General features: G+C 74.7%; 21 protein-coding genes. 8 read left to right on the top strand and 13 right to left on the bottom strand.

The genetic code is table 11. The features are described 5' to 3' along the window. Positions 1 to 92 precede the first annotated feature (92 nt). On the bottom strand, positions 93 to 461 hold the full coding sequence (locus O2W20_RS21610; RefSeq protein ID WP_269160465.1) for a hypothetical protein: 369 nt from the start codon (positions 459 to 461) through the stop codon (positions 93 to 95). A 213-nt stretch (positions 462 to 674) separates the two neighbouring features. Continuing rightward, on the bottom strand, positions 675 to 1,124 hold the full coding sequence (locus tag O2W20_RS21605; RefSeq protein WP_269173863.1) for a hypothetical protein: 450 nt from the start codon (positions 1,122 to 1,124) through the stop codon (positions 675 to 677). A gap of 190 nt (positions 1,125 to 1,314) precedes the next feature. On the opposite strand from O2W20_RS21605, the gene O2W20_RS21600 reads away from it, so the two are divergent. Beyond that, the gene (locus O2W20_RS21600) at positions 1,315 to 1,977 is read left to right on the top strand and encodes a class I SAM-dependent DNA methyltransferase (protein ID WP_269173864.1); all 663 of its coding nucleotides are present in this window, start codon (positions 1,315 to 1,317) and stop codon (positions 1,975 to 1,977) included. Here the strand turns inward: O2W20_RS21600 and O2W20_RS21595 are convergent. Next, complete coding sequence (locus O2W20_RS21595) at positions 1,953 to 2,222, bottom strand: hypothetical protein (protein WP_269173865.1); 270 nt, start codon at positions 2,220 to 2,222, stop codon at positions 1,953 to 1,955. The two genes, O2W20_RS21600 and O2W20_RS21595, sit on opposite strands and share 25 nt — an antisense overlap. 208 nt (positions 2,223 to 2,430) lie before the next feature. Between O2W20_RS21595 and O2W20_RS21590 the strand changes: the two genes are divergently transcribed. Continuing rightward, positions 2,431 to 2,568, top strand: coding sequence for a hypothetical protein (locus O2W20_RS21590; RefSeq protein WP_269173866.1), 138 nt, complete (start codon positions 2,431 to 2,433; stop codon positions 2,566 to 2,568). A 16-nt stretch (positions 2,569 to 2,584) separates the two neighbouring features. On the opposite strand, the gene O2W20_RS21585 is transcribed toward O2W20_RS21590, so the two are convergent. Together O2W20_RS21585 and O2W20_RS21580 are read right to left on the bottom strand one after the other, a co-directional pair. Beyond that, entirely contained in the window at positions 2,585 to 3,874 is a 1,290-nt protein-coding gene (locus tag O2W20_RS21585) for a class I SAM-dependent RNA methyltransferase (protein WP_269173867.1), read from the bottom strand. Next, positions 3,867 to 5,897: an APC family permease gene (locus tag O2W20_RS21580; protein WP_269173868.1), complete on the bottom strand. Its 2,031-nt coding sequence runs from the start codon at positions 5,895 to 5,897 to the stop codon at positions 3,867 to 3,869. Before O2W20_RS21580 ends, O2W20_RS21585 begins: the two co-directional genes overlap by 8 nt. 188 nt (positions 5,898 to 6,085) lie before the next feature. Here O2W20_RS21580 and O2W20_RS21575 point away from each other — a divergent pair, with 188 nt between their 5' ends. Together O2W20_RS21575 and O2W20_RS21570 are read left to right on the top strand one after the other, a co-directional pair. Next, positions 6,086 to 6,754, top strand: a complete 669-nt coding sequence (locus O2W20_RS21575) for a potassium channel family protein (protein ID WP_269160478.1) — start codon at positions 6,086 to 6,088, stop codon at positions 6,752 to 6,754. Continuing rightward, positions 6,754 to 7,422 carry a potassium channel family protein gene (locus tag O2W20_RS21570; protein ID WP_269173869.1) on the top strand — a complete coding sequence of 223 codons (669 nt, stop codon included), beginning with the start codon at positions 6,754 to 6,756 and terminating at the stop codon, positions 7,420 to 7,422. Before O2W20_RS21575 ends, O2W20_RS21570 begins: the two co-directional genes overlap by 1 nt. Before the next feature lie 27 nt (positions 7,423 to 7,449). Here the strand turns inward: O2W20_RS21570 and O2W20_RS21565 are convergent, their stop codons facing one another. The 7 genes from O2W20_RS21565 to O2W20_RS21535 all read right to left on the bottom strand — a co-directional run bounded on the left by O2W20_RS21565 (position 7,450) and on the right by O2W20_RS21535 (position 12,339). After that, positions 7,450 to 8,235, bottom strand: a complete 786-nt coding sequence (locus O2W20_RS21565) for a DUF3159 domain-containing protein (protein WP_269173870.1) — start codon at positions 8,233 to 8,235, stop codon at positions 7,450 to 7,452. 39 nt (positions 8,236 to 8,274) lie between these two features. Next, entirely contained in the window at positions 8,275 to 8,676 is a 402-nt protein-coding gene (locus O2W20_RS21560; RefSeq protein WP_269173871.1) for an OB-fold nucleic acid binding domain-containing protein, read from the bottom strand. Then, positions 8,673 to 9,470, bottom strand: coding sequence for an alpha/beta hydrolase family protein (locus tag O2W20_RS21555; RefSeq protein WP_269173872.1), 798 nt, complete (start codon positions 9,468 to 9,470; stop codon positions 8,673 to 8,675). Before O2W20_RS21555 ends, O2W20_RS21560 begins: the two co-directional genes overlap by 4 nt. Further along, positions 9,467 to 10,417 (bottom strand): DUF3710 domain-containing protein, encoded by a 951-nt coding sequence (locus tag O2W20_RS21550; RefSeq protein ID WP_269173873.1) that lies wholly within the window; start codon positions 10,415 to 10,417, stop codon positions 9,467 to 9,469. Before O2W20_RS21550 ends, O2W20_RS21555 begins: the two co-directional genes overlap by 4 nt. A gap of 2 nt (positions 10,418 to 10,419) precedes the next feature. Beyond that, positions 10,420 to 10,947, bottom strand: coding sequence for a dUTP diphosphatase (dut, locus tag O2W20_RS21545; RefSeq protein ID WP_269173874.1), 528 nt, complete (start codon positions 10,945 to 10,947; stop codon positions 10,420 to 10,422). Positions 10,948 to 10,998: 51 nt separating this feature from the next. Beyond that, positions 10,999 to 11,946 carry a hypothetical protein gene (locus tag O2W20_RS21540; RefSeq protein ID WP_269173875.1) on the bottom strand — a complete coding sequence of 316 codons (948 nt, stop codon included), beginning with the start codon at positions 11,944 to 11,946 and terminating at the stop codon, positions 10,999 to 11,001. 90 nt (positions 11,947 to 12,036) lie between these two features. Continuing rightward, the gene (locus O2W20_RS21535) at positions 12,037 to 12,339 is read right to left on the bottom strand and encodes a DUF4193 domain-containing protein (RefSeq protein WP_036336978.1); all 303 of its coding nucleotides are present in this window, start codon (positions 12,337 to 12,339) and stop codon (positions 12,037 to 12,039) included. Positions 12,340 to 12,671: 332 nt separating this feature from the next. Between O2W20_RS21535 and O2W20_RS21530 the strand changes: the two genes are divergently transcribed. After that, positions 12,672 to 13,718 carry a phosphotransferase family protein gene (locus O2W20_RS21530; protein WP_269173876.1) on the top strand — a complete coding sequence of 349 codons (1,047 nt, stop codon included), beginning with the start codon at positions 12,672 to 12,674 and terminating at the stop codon, positions 13,716 to 13,718. Between the two features lie 58 nt (positions 13,719 to 13,776). Further along, positions 13,777 to 14,325, top strand: a complete 549-nt coding sequence (locus O2W20_RS21525) for a LytR C-terminal domain-containing protein (RefSeq protein ID WP_269173877.1) — start codon at positions 13,777 to 13,779, stop codon at positions 14,323 to 14,325. A gap of 22 nt (positions 14,326 to 14,347) precedes the next feature. On the opposite strand, the gene O2W20_RS21520 is transcribed toward O2W20_RS21525, so the two are convergent. Continuing rightward, the gene (locus O2W20_RS21520) at positions 14,348 to 15,175 is read right to left on the bottom strand and encodes an inositol monophosphatase family protein (RefSeq protein ID WP_269173878.1); all 828 of its coding nucleotides are present in this window, start codon (positions 15,173 to 15,175) and stop codon (positions 14,348 to 14,350) included. Positions 15,176 to 15,237: 62 nt separating this feature from the next. Here O2W20_RS21520 and ppgK point away from each other — a divergent pair, with 62 nt between their 5' ends. Further along, positions 15,238 to 15,981, top strand: a complete 744-nt coding sequence (gene ppgK, locus O2W20_RS21515; RefSeq protein ID WP_269173879.1) for a polyphosphate--glucose phosphotransferase — start codon at positions 15,238 to 15,240, stop codon at positions 15,979 to 15,981. 331 nt (positions 15,982 to 16,312) lie between these two features. Next, on the top strand, positions 16,313 to 16,922 hold a 610-nt coding region (locus O2W20_RS21510; protein WP_331254135.1), incomplete at its 3' end, for a sigma-70 factor domain-containing protein.

Below are 16,922 nucleotides of genomic sequence, written 5' to 3'. Positions count from 1 at the left end.
GGTCCTCTCGACGACGGCGGCGTCCGGTGGGGCGCAACCGGTGAAACCCCACTGTAACGGCGAACCGGCGGCCTGCCCTGTGGACAGCGGACTCAGAGCCGGGGCACCCAGCGCTCACCCCGCAGTGCCCCCGCGACCACCTCGACCCCCCGCGCGGCCCGGGTGAGCCGCGCCCCCTCTCGCTCGTAGGCGCTGATCGCCGCCTCCATGGCCTCTGGCGGCAGCTGGTCGGCGAGCTCCACCCGGACGGTCCGCCAGCCGGCCCGCGCCGCCTCGAGCCCCGCGGCGACGTGGTCACCGGCGAACCGGGCCAGCAGCACCGGGTACCGCCGGAGCACCTCGTGCGCCCGGTAGTCCGGCGGCACCAGGTCGAACAGCCAGCTGACCGCGGTCCGCTCCCAGTCCGGGGCGCCGGGCGGCCAGACCTCGTCCGGCCAGCCCGGTGGCAGTGCGACGTCCACCCGGTCAGTGTGCGCGGACGCCGCGGCGACCTCGACCGCGGATCGCACGTGTGTTCGAAGCGTGACCTGCCGGACCCGGTGTGCGACGGATCCCGCCCGCGCGATCATGGAGCCAGCGGGGCGGCGCGCCGGCCGTCCTCGGCGGGTCGCCACCGGGACTCCATGATCGAACGGCTCAGGGCCCCGTCACCTTCACACGGTGGTCAGGTGCGGCTACCGGCAGTCGGCGGTGGCGTTCCCGCTCGGAGTGACACGCAGACGCCCGACGCTCTGCGCCTCGTCGTCACCGGGCTCCAGCCAGCACGGCACCGTGAGCCGGAGGCCGTTCCGCGGCATGACGAATCCCTCGCCGTCCTCCGGAGAGATCCCGCGGAACTGGCACCGGTAGCTGGTCGTGACGCCGTCCTCGACCTTGCGCTGCACCAGCCTGCCTTCGACGTTGACTCCGGTCCCGAGAAGGGTGCCGCCGAGCCGGCACGTGTCCTCGCCGGCGATCGTGACGATCTGCAGGACGTGATCGGCCTGGGCGGGTGTGGCCACGGCGACGCTGAGACCGGCGCCCACCAGGACGGCGGAGAACAGGCGGCGAATGCGCATACGGAGTCCCTTCTTCGAGGTCACGCGTTCCGCAGCGACCAGGGCGGCCAGTGTCCGGGTGGTCACCGGTTCCACCAGGCCAGTCGGTGGCGGACTCTCGACATGCGCGGGACGTCGTTGCAGAGCGTTGCCATCCGTCGACGAGCCGGAACCGGGTCCGGGTCCGGGTCCGGGTCCGGTGACCGCCGAGAGCGGGCCTCGGACCGCCCGCTGTCCGTACCGTGACCTGTCGGCACCGCGCCGTACGGTCCCCGGCGTGACCGAGCTGGGCGACGCCACCGACCACCTGGCCGAGACCCGCGCCGCCTACGACACGGTGGCGGCCTCCTACGAAGAGCTGGTCCGGACGGCGCTGGCGGAGAGCCCGATGGACCGGGCCCTGCTCGGCGTCCTCGCCGAACAGGTCCGAGCCGCCGGTGGCGGCCCGGTCGGCGACCTCGGCTGCGGACCGGGCCGGATCACCGCCCACCTGGACGCCCTGGGGGTGGAGGCGTTCGGCGTCGACCTCTCCCCGGGCATGGTCGAGATCGCACGCAGGCGCCACCCGCAGCTGCGCTTCGAGGTCGGCTCGCTGACCGGGTTGCCGCTGCCGGACGGCGGGCTGGCCGGGGCGCTCGCCTGGTACTCCGTGATCCACACCGCGCCGGAGCGGCAGCCGCAGGTGTTCGGCGAGCTGGCCCGGGTGCTGCGGCCGGGCGCGCCACTGCTGGTCGCGTTCCAGGCGGGCGACGACGATCCCGTGCACCACCGGCAGGGCTACGGGCACGACATCTCGCTGCACGGCTGGCGGCTGGACCCCGACCGGGTCGAGGAGCAGCTCACCACCGCGGGGTGCGGTGTGCGGACCCGGGTGCTCCGCGAGCCGGAGCCCCCGCACGAGAAGAGCCGCCAGGCCTACCTGCTGGCCGTGCGCGCCTGACCCGACGGCGGCCGGTCCTCGCCGGTCCCGCGCAGGGCCCACAGCCGGGAGCCGGCGACCCCGGCGAGCAGGACGCCGAACACCGCCGACAGCCAGTTGCCGTCGGCCGCGTTGGCGACGGCGGTCCCGACGAGGAAGACCGCTGCCACGGCCCAGAACCCGCGGCTCACCGGGCGCAGCAACAGCCAGGTGTGTGCCGAACGCGCCCAGTCGGCCAGCCGCTCACCACTCGCCGGATCAGCCACAGCGCCAGCGTAGGCCCAGCGACCTGACCGGCCAGGCCGGCGGACAGGCCTGGACCGACCACCACGGCCGAGTGAGAGCGCACTGGATCGCAGTACGGGCGACGCGCGCAGGTGCCGATGACGACCGTGACCCAGGACACACGGATCGTTCGACGATCCGCCCCGGGGACGCCTGACCCGCTCACTCGGCAGTACTGGAGGCCCTGACGTGACCACCTACCGCAACGTCCGTGACCTGCTCACCGAGGCCGTTCACGAAGCGCTCCTGCTCGCCGACTTCCTCATCCGCAAGGCCGACGACCGGTGGGTCCTGCCACGCGAGGACACCAGCCCCAGCCCGCTCTGACCCTCGCCGCGCCCTGCTACGCCCTGACCAGCAGGGCGACGCACTCCACGTGAGCGGTCATGGGGAAGCAGTCGAAGGCCCGCAGGTCCGCCAGTCGGTAGCCGGCGCCGGCGAACGCGGCGACGTCGCGGGCCAGGGACGCCGGGTCGCAGGCGACGTAGACCACGGCGCGGGCGCCGGAGCCGGCGAGCACCCGGCTGACGTCCTTGCCGGCCCCGGCCCGGGGCGGGTCGAGGACGACGACGTCGGGACGGCCGAGGTCACCGAGCAGCTCGGTGAGACCCGGGGCGTCCACGTCGCCCTGCCAGATCTCGGCCTGCGGCAGGTCGGCGAGGTTCACGTCAGCGGCGGCGCAGGCCGCGGCGTCTGACTCGACGCAGACCACCCGGCCCGCGGCACCGACCCCGGGCGCCAGCGCCCCGCCGAACAGGCCGGCACCGGCGTAGAGGTCCAGCACCGTCTCCCCCGGCTGCACCGCGGCGAAGCCCAGGACGGCGTCCACGAGCGCGTCGGCGGCGGCCGGGTGCACCTGCCAGAAGCCGGTGCCCTCGACCTCCCAGTCCCGGCCACCCGCGGTCCGCTGCGCCCGCCCGGCCGGCTCCTCCGGCACCTCGGCCCCGGGCCGCAGCACCTGGGTGTCCAGCGGCCGGCCGCGGCGGTCCAGCGTCGTCGTGGTCACCACGCCGGCCGAGTCGACGGCGACGTCGACGGCCCCGGCGTCCAGCCAGCGCCGGGCCAGCACCGCCTGGGCGGCCGGCTCGGCGGTGATCGGGCAGTCGTCGAGCGGGACGACGTCGTGCGAGCGGTGCCGGCGCAACCCGGGCGAACCGGTGCGGTCGACGGCGAACCGGGCCCGGGACCGCCAGCGCAGCGGCCCGCCGGGCAGCGCCTCGACCGTGACGTCGACGTCCAGCCCGGCGAGCCGGGACAGCTGCTCGCGGACGACGTCGGCCTTGAGCACCAGCTGGCCGGCGTGGCTGACGTGCTGCCAGTCGCAGCCGCCGCACTTCCCCGGTCCGCTGTACGGGCACGGGCGCTCCACCCGCTCCGGGGCCGCCTCCAGCACCTCGACGGCGTCGCCGCGGCAGAAGCCCTTCTGCCGGTCCTCGGTCACCTCGACGACCACGCGCTCCCCGGGCAGCGTGTGCCGCACGAAGACCACCCGGCCCTCGTGCCGCGCCACGCAGTGCCCGCCGTGCGCCACCGGGCCCACGGTCACCTCGAAGCGGCGACCCACCCAGCCGCCGCCGGAGTCGGGCGCCTGCCGCTGCGGCCGGGCAGCGGGACGGCGGCGGCGCTCAGCCATACGGCGTCTGCTCGGTCTCGGACGTCAGCCCGCGCCGCAGGTCGCCGGGGGCCGGGCCGCTCCCGTCCCCGCCCTCGCGGTCATGGGAGCCCTCCAGCTGCCACGGCACGCTGGTGATCATGACCCCGGGCAGGAACTGCAGCCGGGTGCGCAGCCGCAGCGCGCTCTGGTTGTGCAGCACGTTCTCCCACCAGTGGCCCAGCACGTACTGCGGCACGAAGACCACGACCAGGTCCCTCGGGCCGGCGCGCCGGATGTCCTTGACGAAGTCCAGGACGGGGCGGGTGATCTCCCGGTACGGCGACTCGAGCACGGTCAGCGGCAGCGGGATGTCGTAGCGCTCCCAGTCCCGCTGCAGAGCGCGGGTCTCGGCGCCGTCCACGTTGACCGTCAGCGCGGTCAGCACGTCGGGCCGGGTGGCGCGGGCGAAGGCGAGCGCCCGCAGCGTCGGCTTGTGCACCTTGGAGACCAGGACGACCGCGTGCACCCTGCTGGGCTTGGTCCGCGCGTCGCTGTCGGGCACCAGCTGCGCGGCCACCTGCGAGTAGTGCCGGTTGATCGCCCGCATCAGCAGGAAGATCACCGGCATCGCGGCGAGCACGATCCAGGCTCCACCCACGAACTTGGTCACCACGACGATGAACAGGACGACGCTGGTCAGCGTGCCGCCGACGGCGTTGATCAACCGGGAGCGCTGCATCCGGCCACGCGCGGCGGGCTCGGTCTCGCTGCGCAGCTCGCGGTTCCAGTGCCGCACCATGCCCCACTGGCCGATGGAGAAGCTGGTGAAGACGCCCACGATGTACATCTGGATCAACTGGGTGGAGTCGGCCTCGAAGACGATCAGCAGCAGGATCGCGAAGCCGGCGAGCAGCAGGATCCCGTTGCTGTAGACCAGCTTGTCGCCGCGGGTGTGCAGCTGGCGGGGCATGAACCGGTCCTGCGCGAGCACTGAGCCGAGCAGCGGGAAGCCGTTGAACGCCGTGTTGGCCGCCAGGATCAGCACCAGCGCCGTCGCCGCCTGGACGAGGTAGAAGCCGATGGAGTCCGCGCCGCCGAAGGTCGCCGCGGCCACCTGCGCGATCACGGTCCGCTGCGGCTGGTTCTCGCAGTCGAAGCCCACCAGGTCGCAGGCGTTCTCCACGTACTTCACGTCCGCCAGCAGCGCCATCGCCGTGACGCCGGCGAACATCGTGGCGGCGATGCCGCCCATCAGCGCCAGGGTCGTCGCCGCGTTCCGGCTCTTCGGGGGGCGGAACGCCGGCACGCCGTTGGCGATCGCCTCCACCCCGGTGAGCGCCGTGCACCCGGAGGCGAAGGCCCGCAGCACGAAGAAGATCAGCGCCAGGCCGGTCACCTGTTCGTAGCCCGGTTCGGGCTGGATCGCGTAGCCCGCGCTCTCGGCCACCACGTCGCCGCCGGTGACGAGCTCCCGGATCAGCCCGGTGCCGATCATCACCAGGATGCAGGCGATGAACGCGTAGGTGGGGAAGGCGAAGGTCCGCCCCGACTCCCGCACCCCGCGCAGGTTGATCGCCACGAGCAGGGCGACGAGCCCGACGGAGATGAGGACGCGGTGCTCGGCGAGCTCGGGGAACGCGGAGATGATGTTGTCCGTGCCGGAGCTGACCGACACCGCGACGGTGAGCACGTAGTCCACGAGCAGTGCGCTGGCGACGACGAGGCCGGCGAACTGGCCGTGGTTCTTCATCGCCACCTCGTAGTCGCCGCCCCCCGAGGGGTAGGCGTGCACCACCTGGCGGTAGGAGAGGACGACGACGGCCAGCAGCAGGACCACGAGCGCGGCCAGCCACGGGGTGAGGAACAGGAACGTCGTCCCGGCCAGCGTCAGGAAGATGAGGATCTCCTGCGTCGCGTAGGCGACGGAGGAGAGCGGGTCGCTGGCGAAGATCGGCAGCGCGAGGTGCTTGGGCAGCAGCGACTCGCCGGCACGGTCGCTACGGACCGGCCGGCCGAGGACGAGTCGTTTCGGGAGTTGTCCGAGGTCGGACAGGGTCGGCACGGCGGCGATGGTACGGACGCCGGGACCACCCGTGGGCCGGGACGGGGCGACCTCACTCACATGGGCAACCTGCGGTGCCCGGCACGCCCCGGTGCGCCACCACGGCCCCGCTTCGGGTGTACGTTCGCGCGCTGTACGCCCCGGCGGTCCGCGGGGGCGGCAGGGTTCGGCAGACGGGTGGGACACAGGTGCACGTGGTCGTGATGGGCTGCGGCCGCGTCGGTTCGGCGATCGCCCGGCGACTCGAGGTGATCGGCCACAGCGTCGCGGTGATCGACCAGGACCCCGAGGCCTTCCGCAGGCTCGGCCCCGAGTTCGGCGGCCGCCAGGTGACCGGCCTCGGCTTCGACCGGCAGACCCTCCTGGACGCCGGCATCGACTCCGCCGGGGCCTTCGCCGCGGTCAGCAGCGGGGACAACTCCAACATCATCGGCGCGCGCGTCGCCCGCGAGACGTTCGGTGTCGAGCACGTCGTCGCCCGGATCTACGACTCCAAGCGGGCCGAGGTCTACGAGCGGATGGGCATCCCCAGCGTCGCCACCGTCCCGTGGACGGTCAGCCGGCTGATGCGGGAGCTGCTCTCGGTGAAGGTGACCGAGATCTGGCGCGAGCCCACCGGCACGGTCCTGCTGATGCGGATCACCGTGACCGATGTCTGGGTCGGCCGACCGCTGGCCGAGCTGGAGAACGCCTCCGGTGCCCGGGCCGCCTGGCTGGTGCGCTTCGGCGAGGCCCAGCTCATCACCCCGACCACGGTGCTGCAGACCGGCGACCACCTCGTCGTCGCCGCCACCGACGAGCTCACCCACCGGGTGCACCAGGCCGTCGAGCAGGGCCCCGCGGGAGGGCAGCACTGATGCGCGTCGCCATCGTGGGGGCCGGCGCGGTCGGCCGGTCCATCGCCACCGAGCTGCTGGGCAACGGCCACGCCGTGATGCTCATCGAGAAGAACGGCTCCCGGGTCAAGCCTCGGGCGGTCCCGGGCGCCGAGTGGGTGCAGGCGGACGCCTGCGAGGTCTCCTCCCTCGAGGAGGCCCAGCTGGCCACCTGCGACGTGGTCATCGCGGCCACCGGTGACGACAAGGCCAACCTGGTCGTCTCGCTGCTGGCCAAGACCGAGTTCGCGGTCGCCCGGGTGGTCGCCCGGGTCAAGGACCCGCGCAACGAGTGGCTCTACACCGAGGCGTGGGGCGTGGACGTCGCCGTCTCGACCCCCCGGGTGCTCGCCGCCCTGGTGGAGGAGGCGGTCACCGTGGGCGACGTCGTCCGGCTGATGAGCTTCCGCAAGGGCGCGGCGAACCTGGTCGAGATCACCCTCGCCGAGGACACCCCGTGGGTGGGCCGGCCGGTGCGCGAGGTGCCGTTCCCCCGGGAGACGGTGCTCACCACCATCCTGCGTGGCGACCGGGTCATCGCCCCCGATCCCGACGAACCGCTGGAGGCCGGGGACGAGCTGCTGTTCGTGACCCACGGCGACATCGAGGAGCAGCTCCAGGCGGTCATGTGCCCCGACGGGAGCTGCTGACAGCAGACCCCCCGTGGAGCGGCGCCGTCAGGCGGCCGGGGGCTGCGTTTCCGAGCGGTGCCGGTGCAGCCGGGCCACCACCCACAGGGTGATCACGAGCTCGGCTGCGGTCAGCGGCAGACCCAGCACCAGTGAGGACGTCGCCAGCAGTTCCACCTCGTCGCGCAGGTAGAAGAAGCCCTGCACGACCGCGCGCAACAGGAAGACCCCAGCCCACAGCACGGTCAGCCAGCCGTAGGCCCGCAGCATCCGCGGGTCGTCACGCCAGTGCCGCTCCGGCTCCGGGTCCGGCACCCGGTCGCCGGCGGCCACCGGCACCGTGGCGCCACCCTCGACCGGCACGGCCGTCGCGGCCGGGTCCCGGCGCGCACGGTCACGCAGTGACGGCAACCGGTGGGTGGACATGGCCCCCAGGTGGCTGGGCGCCAGGAACTCGGCGATCACCCCGACCAGGGGACGCCGGAAGGGGATCGAGGCGAGCAGCACCAGGGCGATCCCGGCGTTGCGCACGATGCCCAGCACGAAGAAGTCGCGGGCCTGCCCGGAGTACGCGGCGATCGCCACGGCGACGGCGACGGCGAACAGCCCGCTGACGGCCTGCTGGAGGCTCTCCCGGCGGAGCAGCCGCAGCAGGAAGACCAGCACCGCGGAGGCGAGGGCCGCCCAGATGCCGACGGTGAGCCCGCCGACCGAGTTGGCCACGATGAACGCGATGGTGGGCAGCGAGGCGTCGACCATGCCGCGCCAGCCACCCAGCTGGTCCAGCACCAGGTGGCGGTCGAACGTCGCCCCCCCGCGTCCGGGCTCGCTCACCGGCGGGTCCCTCCGGTCATGCCCGCATCGACGACCGGGTCACCCGGCGCTCAGCTCGTACCAGGGGTTGTAGATGACCTGCCGACCCTCGAAGGAGGCGAACCGCCCGCGCGCGGTGAGCCGGCGACCCGGCTCGATGCCGGGGATCCGGCGGCGGCCGAGCCAGACGAGCGTGACCGAACCGGAACCGTCGAACAGCTCGGCCTCCAGGGTCGGCACCGTCTCGCGCGGGGTGTAGACCACCGACTTGATCCGCCCGGTCACCGTGACGACCTCGCCCTTGCGGCACGTGCTGACCGCCGAGCAGCCGGCCGACGCCACCCCGGAGCGCAGCTCCTGGGCGTCCACGGCCCGGTCGTCGGCGGTGAGCTTCTGCAGCTTGCGGGACAGCCAGCCCCGCGCGCCGGGCTCCGTGGAGGCACCGGTCCTGGTCTCGGTCACGATCCCAGGGTAGTGCTGCCAGGGGCCGCTGTCCGACGCTCGGCCAGCCAGTCCACGGTGCGTCTCCACGCCGCACCGGAGACGTCGATCAGCACCATGTGGTCGCCGGGGACGACCGCCACCTCGACGGTGTCCCCGGCCGCGGTCGCGGCGGCGGCGTACCGCCGGCTCTGGTCCAGCGGCACCGAGGTGTCCTCCGCGCCGTGCACGCAGAGCACCGGCAGTCCGGTCGGCAGCAGTCGCACCGGGTCGGCAACGGCGTACCGGTCGGGCACCTCGGCCGGCGTCCCGCCGAGGAAGTCCACCGTTGCCCCGTCGCCGAGGTCGGCGGTGACCGCAGCCTCCAGGTCCAGCACCCCGGCCTGGGCGACGACCGCGCTCACCGGGACCCGCGGGTCCGCCCCCGGCGCCCCGGCGGGCAACCGGCCGCGGCCGGCGACCCACACCGCGAGGTGCCCGCCCGCGGAGTGACCGAGGACGGTCACGTCGGTCAGGTCCAGGCGCGCTGCGCCCTGCACGTCGGGGAGGGCGTCCACCGCCGCGGCGACGTCCTGCAGCGTGGTGGGCCAGCCACCACCGGCGCCCACCCGGCGGTACTCCACGGCCACCGCGGCCCAGCCGCGAGCGGCCAGGTCGGCGGCCAGCGGGCGGGCCAGCTCGATGCCGTAGCGGGCCCGCCAGAACCCGCCGTGCAGGACGACCACCACCGGTGCCGGACCGTCGCCGGCCGGCAGGGACACCTCCACGAACTGGTCCGGCCCGGGGCCGTAGTCGTGCCGGACGGGCTCGCTCACCCGGCGTTCCGGGGCTCGGTGGGTGGCTCGGTGGGGGCTGGCTCGGTGGGGGGTGGCTCGGTGGGGGGTGCCGCCGGAGGTGCGGCCGGCGGCGGGGCCACCGGCGAGGCAGACGGCGCCACCGGCGAGGCAGACGGCGCCACCGGCGAGGCAGACGGCGCCACCGGCGAGGCAGGCGGGGCGACCGGCGCGGCGGCAGGGGGCGCGGCAACAGGCGGCGGGGCAGCCGGCGGTGCCGCGGGCCGGCGGGCAGCCGGGCGCGCACCCTGGCCCGCGGCCTGCCTGCGGGCGACCTGCTGGGCTGCCTGCGGGGGCAGCGTGAGGGGAAGCTGCTCGCGCACCGGCATCGGCTGCGCCCCCCGGACGACGACGACCGACCGGAACGCCGCCTCCAGCGGCGCAGCCGCCTCGGGTGTGCTGGCCGCCGAACCGCTGATCATCCCGCGGAGGAACCACCGCGGGCCGTCGACGCCGAGGAACCGGGCCGGACGGCGCACCGGTTTCGGCGCCCCGGTCTCCCCCTGCTGCGGCGGCGCGGCGACCAGGATGGACCCGACCAGCTCACGGCCGAAGGGCCCGTCCACCTCGGTCAGCCGGCCACCCTGCCCACTCGCCCCGCGCATGAGCTCGGCGCGCACCTCGTCCCAGAGTCCGCCGGCGCGCGGGGCGGCGAAGACCGACAGCTGCAGCAGGGAGTCCCCGGCGCGGAGGCTGGCCCCGACGACCTGCTGCTGGGCGTTGACGTCCACCCGCAGCTCCATGCCCGCGGCAGCCGGCAGCCGCAGGGAGCCCAGGTCGACGCGCGGCCGACCGTCCTCCGGGGCGTCGGCCTCGTCCCACGGCCCACTGGTCGCGGTCTCCTCACGCTCCCGCACCTGGGGTTCCGGGGGCACTCCCCGCTCCCGGAGGCTGCGGTCGATCCGGTTGCGTCGACGTCCGAACGGCATCGTCAGGCCCGTCCTTCCAGAGAGGTGTGGGTCAGGTCGGCGGCCAGCGCGGCCGAGCCGCCGGTGGAGCCGTGCCCTCCGCTGCCACGTTCGCTGCCGGGCAGCTCTCCGACCGGCAGGAAGCGGGCCCGCACGACCGGCTGGACCACCAGCTGGGCGACGCGGTCGCCGCGGGACAGCCGGAGGGTGGTGGTGGGGTCCAGGTTGACCAGGTTGACCTTGATCTCGCCCCGGTAGCCCGCGTCGATCGTGCCCGGTGCGTTCACCAGGCTGAGCCCGAGCCGGTGCGCCAGACCCGAGCGCGGGTGCACGAAGCCGGCGAACCCCTCGGGGATCGCCACCGCGACCCCCGTGCCCACCAGCGCGCGTTGGTGCGGTGCGAGCTCCACGTCCTCGGCTAGGCACAGGTCGGCACCGGCGTCACCGGGCAGGGCGTAGGCCGGGAGGACGGCGGCGGAACCGAGGACGACGGGCACGTCGACCTCGGCGGCGACGCCGGCCAGCGGCTGGTCGGGCAGGGGAACGGGCACGGCGGCGAGGCTAGCCGCGCCGACCGGTGCGCGTGCGGGCCGACCCGGCGGTCAGGTGCGCGGACCGGCCGGGGGCAGCCCCAGGTCGGACCGCAGCCGATCGGCCAGCGCGGCCGTCGCCTTGCGGTTGCCGCGGGCGGCCAGCGTCGCACCGACCAGCAGGGGGGCCACCGACGTCGTGCTCCGGGCCAGCCGCCGGGTGACCCGGCGCCGCAGCGCCGTCGTCCCGGCCGTGCTCAACGCGGCGAACAGCCCACCCGACGACGAGCTCCCCACCGCCCGCTGGGTGCTCCAGCTCGCCAGGTAGGCACCGGCCCGGGCGCGGGCATCGCCCGGGGCCGGACGGCCGGCCAGCTCGTGCAGCTCCCCGACCAGCACGACCTCGACGGCGGCCACCAGCACCGTCTGTGCACCGAGCTCCAGGGGGACGGCGACCAGGGTCGGTGGCGCGAACCACTGTGCCGCCGCCAGCCCACCGGTCGCGGCACCGACCCCACCGGTGAGCCGGGCCGCCCGGGCGACGAGGGCGTCGGCGATCTCCGCGTCCGAGGCCCCCGGATGGGCCCGTCGCAGCCGCGCCCCGTCCCGGATCGGCAGGCGAGGTGCGGCCGCGTCCAGGAGGTCGCTCAGCAGACCCGAGGGCGCCGAGCCGCCGCGGGGGTCCGTACCGGTGCCGGCGGAGCGCTCCCGCCCCGAGCCGGCCCGCGCGTCCCGCGCCGAGCCTGTCCGTGCGTCCCGCGCCGCGGCGGCGACCGCGGAGACGACGTCGGCCAGGACGCCGCCCGCCGCCCGGGCACCGGCAGCCGACCGGCCCGGTCCGCTGCCGTCCGGTGCGCGGGTGCCCCTGCCGGGCTCGTCCCGGCCGAGCAGCCCGGCCACGGCATCGGCCAGGGCCCGCGCGGCGGCACCGAGTCCGCCGTCGGCGCCGACGACCTCGCCCTCGACCGGCGTCCCGCCCACGGGGCGGGTCGGCGGGACGTCACGCGGCTGCTGGCTCATCGGTTCCCCTCCAACGGTGACGTGCTGGAACGGCCCCCGTGCAGGGGCCCGCCGTGAGCTGGCGAGCGGTGGGGGCACGGGGGTCCTTCTTCAGGCCGCGCAGTCGCGGCAGACCGGCTGCCCGTTGCGGGTGGCGGCCAGCCGGCTGCGGTGGTGCACGAGGAAGCAGCGCGAGCAGGTGAACTCGTCCTCCTGCTTGGGCAGCACCCGGACGGTGAGCTCCTCGTTCGACAGGTCGGCTCCGGGGAGCTCGAGGGCCTCGTTGAAGTCGGTCTCGTCGACGTCCACCGAGGAGGACTGCGCCTCGGCCCGGCGGGCCTTCAGCTCCTCCAGGGAGTCCTCGCCGAGCTCGTCGGCCTCGTTGCGCCGGGGGGCGTCGTAGTCCTGGGCCATGGGGTGCCCCTCACTCTCTCTTCGTCGCGGGCCCACGGGCCCGCTCGTCTGCCGTCGGCAACAGGCGCCGACGGCGGTGGTGCCGGCCGCCAGGGCGGCCGGGGATCTCGCGCCGGTCCGGGGGCCACGTGGCCCCCCTCCCGGGTCGCTCGGTCGTGCACCGGACCACGTCCGGCTCGGCTGGTGGACGAGCACGCCTGCTGCTCGTCCTGCACCCAGCCAGCCGCCCAACGCCGTCCGGCCCCGGTTTGTGCCCGCCTGCGGGAGACCGACACATCCGGCCCTCCGGGAGGCCGGTCGAGGCGGGGAGCGCCAGAGGCTACCCTGCCGCCGTGGGGACTCCAGTGGGTGCTGATCCGGGGGTCGTCGGCCCCTACCTGGCAGGTGCTCTCGGGCACGAGAAGTGGCGTTCGGTCCGGGTCGAGCTGATCGCCGCCGGCATGTCGAACCTCACCTACGTGGTGACCCCGGAGGGCGGCTCCGAGGACGACGCGGTGATCCTGCGGCGGCCGCCGACCGGTGCCGTGCTGGCCACCGCGCACGACATGGTGCGCGAGCACCGGGTGATCTCCGCGCTCGCCGGCACCCCGGTGCCGGTCCCCCGCACGCTGCACCTGGCCACCGACACCACGGTCCTCGGCGCCCCGTTCTACGTGATGGAGCGCGTGGCCGGCGTGCACGTGGTCAGCGAGCTCCCACCCGGGTACGCCGACGAGCCGGCCCAGCGCCGGGCGGTCGCCGACGGCCTGATGGACACCCTCGCGGCCCTGCACAGCGTCGACCCCACCGCCGTCGGGCTGAGCGACTTCGGGCGGCCCGAGGGCTTCCTGGAGCGCCAGGTGCGTCGCTGGACCAAGCAGTGGGACGCCACCCGCGACACCGACCGGCCCGCGCTGGACGCACTGGCCGCCCGGCTGGCGGAGACGGTGCCCGCCACCCGGCGCACGGGCATCACGCACGGCGACTACCGGCTGGACAACTGCCTGCTCGACCCGCAGACCCCCGGCCGGGTGCGCGCGGTCCTGGACTGGGAGATGTCCACGCTGGGCGACCCGCTCACCGACCTCGGGATGCTCTTCGTCTACTGGCCCCAGGCCGGCGAGGAGCGGGCCGTCTCGGTCTCGCAGGTCACCACGCTGCCCGGCTTCCCGACCCGGCTCGAGCTGGCCGAGCGGTACGCCGCGAGCAGCAGCGCCGACCTGTCGGACCTGAACTGGTACGTGGGCTTCGCCTACTTCAAGTTCGCCGCGATCGTCGCCGGCATCGTGGCCCGGTCGGCGGCCGGTGCGATGGCCGGCAAGGACACCACCGGCTACGCCGACAAGATCGACCCCTGCGTCGAGCTGGGACGCGCCGCACTCGAGGACGGTGCGCTGTAGCCGCTCCGGACGCCGCTAGGGTCGACTCCGTGTACGTGCCGGCCGCCGTGAGGACCCAGTGACCGAGCTCGCCGACGACACCGCCGAGCGCGGACCCGACGCCCCGCGCCGCAACCGCCGGCCTGTCCCCGCCCTGGTGTTCCTGCTGGTGCTGGCGCTGGCCGCCATGGGCGTGTGGTGGAACGTGCTCGGCGACGAGCGGGCCCGGGAGCAGGCCGAGGCAGCGGTCTGCAGCAGCGCCAGCAACGTGCCGACCGAGCTGGACCCGGCCACGGTGTCGATCAGGGTCTACAACGCCACGGACACCCCCGGGCTGGCCGGTGAGGTCACCACGACCCTGGAGAGCCGCGGGTTCGTGGTCAACGAGACCGCCAACGACCCCAGCAGCGCCGAGGTGACCGGCGTCGGCGAGCTGCGGTTCGGCGGCCCGGGCCGGGAGGCCGCCGAGTTCCTGCGGCTGTACCTGCCCGGCGCCACCGACCGCGTCGACACCCGCTCCACCGGCCTCGTCGACCTCGTGATCGGGCCGGACTTCGCCGGGCTGGCCAGCGAGGAAGAGGTGGCTGCCGCGCTGGTCGCGGCGGCGAGCGTCGAAGCGGACTGCTGACCGACGACCGGGGGCGGCCCGGTCAGCCGTCGGCGTGCAGCCGCTCCAGCAGGGCCACCAGGGGCTCGGCGACCGACGCGGCCGTGGCGACCGCCATGGGCTCGGCGAACGGGCGCCCACCGGTCCCGGTGACCACCAGGCCCGCCTCTGCCGCGATCAGCGCCCCGGCGGCGTGGTCCCAGGGCTTGAGGTCCAGCTCGTAGTAGGCGTCGACCCGGCCGGCCGCCGCGGCGCAGAGGTCCAGCGAGGCGCACCCCCAGCGCCGGATGTCGCGGACCTCGGGGAGCAGCTGGGCGACGACCGCCCCCTGGGCGCGGCGCTGCTCCACCCGGTAGCCGAAGCCGGTCGCCACCAGCGTCTGCTCCAGCGAGGCCGGTGAGCTGCCGTGCAGCTGCATCGCGGCCGCCCCCGGCGCGGTGAGCCAGGCACCCTGGCCGCGGACGGCGGTGAACAGCTCCCCGGTGCCGACGTTGAGCACCACGCCGACCTCGGTACGGCCGTCGACCTCACCGGCGATGGAGACGGCGTAGGCGGGCAGGCCGTAGAGGAAGTTGACGGTGCCGTCGATCGGGTCGACCACCCAGCGGACGCCGCTGGTCCCCTCGTGGGAGGCGCCCTCCTCCCCCAGCACCCCGTCGTCGGGCCGGGCCTCGAGCAGCCGGCGCACGATCAGCGCCTCGCTCGCGGTGTCGACCGCGGTCACGACGTCGACCGGGCTCGACTTGGTGTCGACCTGCTCGGCGGCGCTGCTGCGCCCCGCCCCGACGAGGACCGCGGCCTCCTCGGCGGTGGCCCGGGCCAGCTCCAGCAGCTCGGTGGACAGGTCGGGTGCGGCGGCGCCGGAGGTCATCACGGAGAGCGATCCTGCCCGACCGGTGCACCCTCGGTGGGCGGGGTCGCTAGCCTGCCCCCGTGCAGGGCTTCGGAGTGGACATCGGTGGCAGCGGCATCAAGGGCTGCGTGGTCGACCTGGACAAGGGCGAGCTGGTCGGGGACCGGGTGCGGATCCCGACTCCCCAGCCGGCCCTGCCCGACCCGGTCTACGGCGTGGTGTCCGAGATCGTCGGTCGGTTCGGCTGGGAGGGGCGCATCGGCGTCACCTATCCGGGGGTGATGAAGCACGGCGAGGCCTTCACCGCCGCCAACATGGACGCGAGCTGGATCGGCACCGACATGGCCGCCGGGCTCGAGGCGGTCATCCCCGGCACCGTCCAGACGCTCAACGACGCCGACGCCGCCGGCATCGCCGAGATGGCCTACGGCGCCGGCCGCGGTGAGCGCGGCCTGGTGCTGATGCTCACCTTCGGCACCGGCATCGGCAGCGCGCTGTTCATCGACGGCACGCTCGTGCCCAACACCGAGTTCGGCCACATCGAGGTCGACGGCCAGGACGGCGAGAAGCGTGCGTCGGCATCGGCTCGGGAACGCGAGGACCTCAGCTACCCGCAGTGGGCCAAGCGCGTCGACCGGTACCTGGACACCTTGGAAGCCAGCCTCTGGCCCGACCTGATCATCGTGGGCGGCGGGGTGAGCAAGAAGGCGGAGAAGTGGGTGCCGCTGCTGTCGACCCGGACCCGGGTCGTCCCCGCCGAGCTGCTCAACGACGCCGGGATCGTCGGCGCGGCCCTGGCGGCCGAGCAGCACATCGGTCAGTGACGCCGGGCTGACGGTGGTCGCGGTGTCACCGGTGTCGACCGGGCGTCTCGGTCATCGAGCCGCGCCCGGTACAGAACCGGTGGACCCCCGGGTGCGCGCCGTTACAATGGTCACGCTCCACCGCGTCGCTCCCCCAGCCAGCAGGTCATCCCCACTCCCAGCCCGGTCAAACACCGCGCGGGGGGTGTGTCGCCCGGCCGGCAGGTGGGGCCCTGCCTCGTCGGGACGTCGTCCGGAGCCGCTGCCCGTCGGGCCGTAACGGCCCTCCAGGAACGCACCGCAGTAGTACGGGAAGGAACCCCGAGTGCCCGCCGACCAGCCAGGACCGGACGTGACCACGGTGAGCAGCCAGGGTCGAAGCAGGACGGTCGCCGCCCGTGGCAGCGCCTCGTCGTCGACCACCGCGCCGGTGACCGCGGCGGCCAAGAAGGCCCCGGCCAAGCGGGCGCCCGCGAAGAAGGCCGCAGCCCGCAAGCCGACGATCGCCCCCTCCCCCGGCGCCGGTGAGGGCACCGTCCTGACCGCCGTCGCCTCCGACGGGGCGACCGTCGCCGTCGTCGACGCCGGCGCCGAGGGCCTCAAGCTCGACGAGACCGTCGTCACCGGCAAGGACGGCGTCGCCGTCACCGAGAACGAGGAGAAGGACGCCGAGACCACCGGCGACTTCGAGTGGGACGACGAGGAGGAGTCCGAGGCGCTGCGGCAGGCCCGCAAGGACGCCGAGCTCACCGCGTCCGCCGACTCCGTCCGCGCCTACCTCAAGCAGATCGGCAAGGTCGCCCTCCTCACCGCCGAGGAGGAGGTCGACCTCGCCAAGCGGATCGAGGCCGGCCTCTACGGCGCCGAGCGGCTCCGCCAGGTCGAGGAGGAGGGCCAGAAGCTCTCCCCGCAGATGCGGCGTGACCTCAACTGGATCATCCGGGACGGCGAGCGCGCCAAGA

The organism is Modestobacter sp. VKM Ac-2982 (assembly GCF_026967935.1).
Taxonomy (GTDB): domain Bacteria; phylum Actinomycetota; class Actinomycetes; order Mycobacteriales; family Geodermatophilaceae; genus Modestobacter.
This window is presented reverse-complemented; position numbering and strand designations above follow the sequence as displayed.

Bases quoted from the DNA above. Each gene is read 5' to 3' on its own strand.
- O2W20_RS21585 (WP_269173867.1), bottom strand. From the start codon at position 3,874: ATGGCTGAGCGCCGCCGCCGTCCCGCTGCCCGGCCGCAGCGGCAGGCG.
- O2W20_RS21570 (WP_269173869.1), top strand. From the start codon at position 6,754: ATGCGCGTCGCCATCGTGGGGGCCGGCGCGGTCGGCCGGTCCATCGCC.
- O2W20_RS21550 (WP_269173873.1), bottom strand. From the start codon at position 10,417: ATGCCGTTCGGACGTCGACGCAACCGGATCGACCGCAGCCTCCGGGAG.
- O2W20_RS21540 (WP_269173875.1), bottom strand. From the start codon at position 11,946: ATGAGCCAGCAGCCGCGTGACGTCCCGCCGACCCGCCCCGTGGGCGGG.
- O2W20_RS21535 (WP_036336978.1), bottom strand. From the start codon at position 12,339: ATGGCCCAGGACTACGACGCCCCCCGGCGCAACGAGGCCGACGAGCTC.
- O2W20_RS21520 (WP_269173878.1), bottom strand. From the start codon at position 15,175: ATGACCTCCGGCGCCGCCGCACCCGACCTGTCCACCGAGCTGCTGGAG.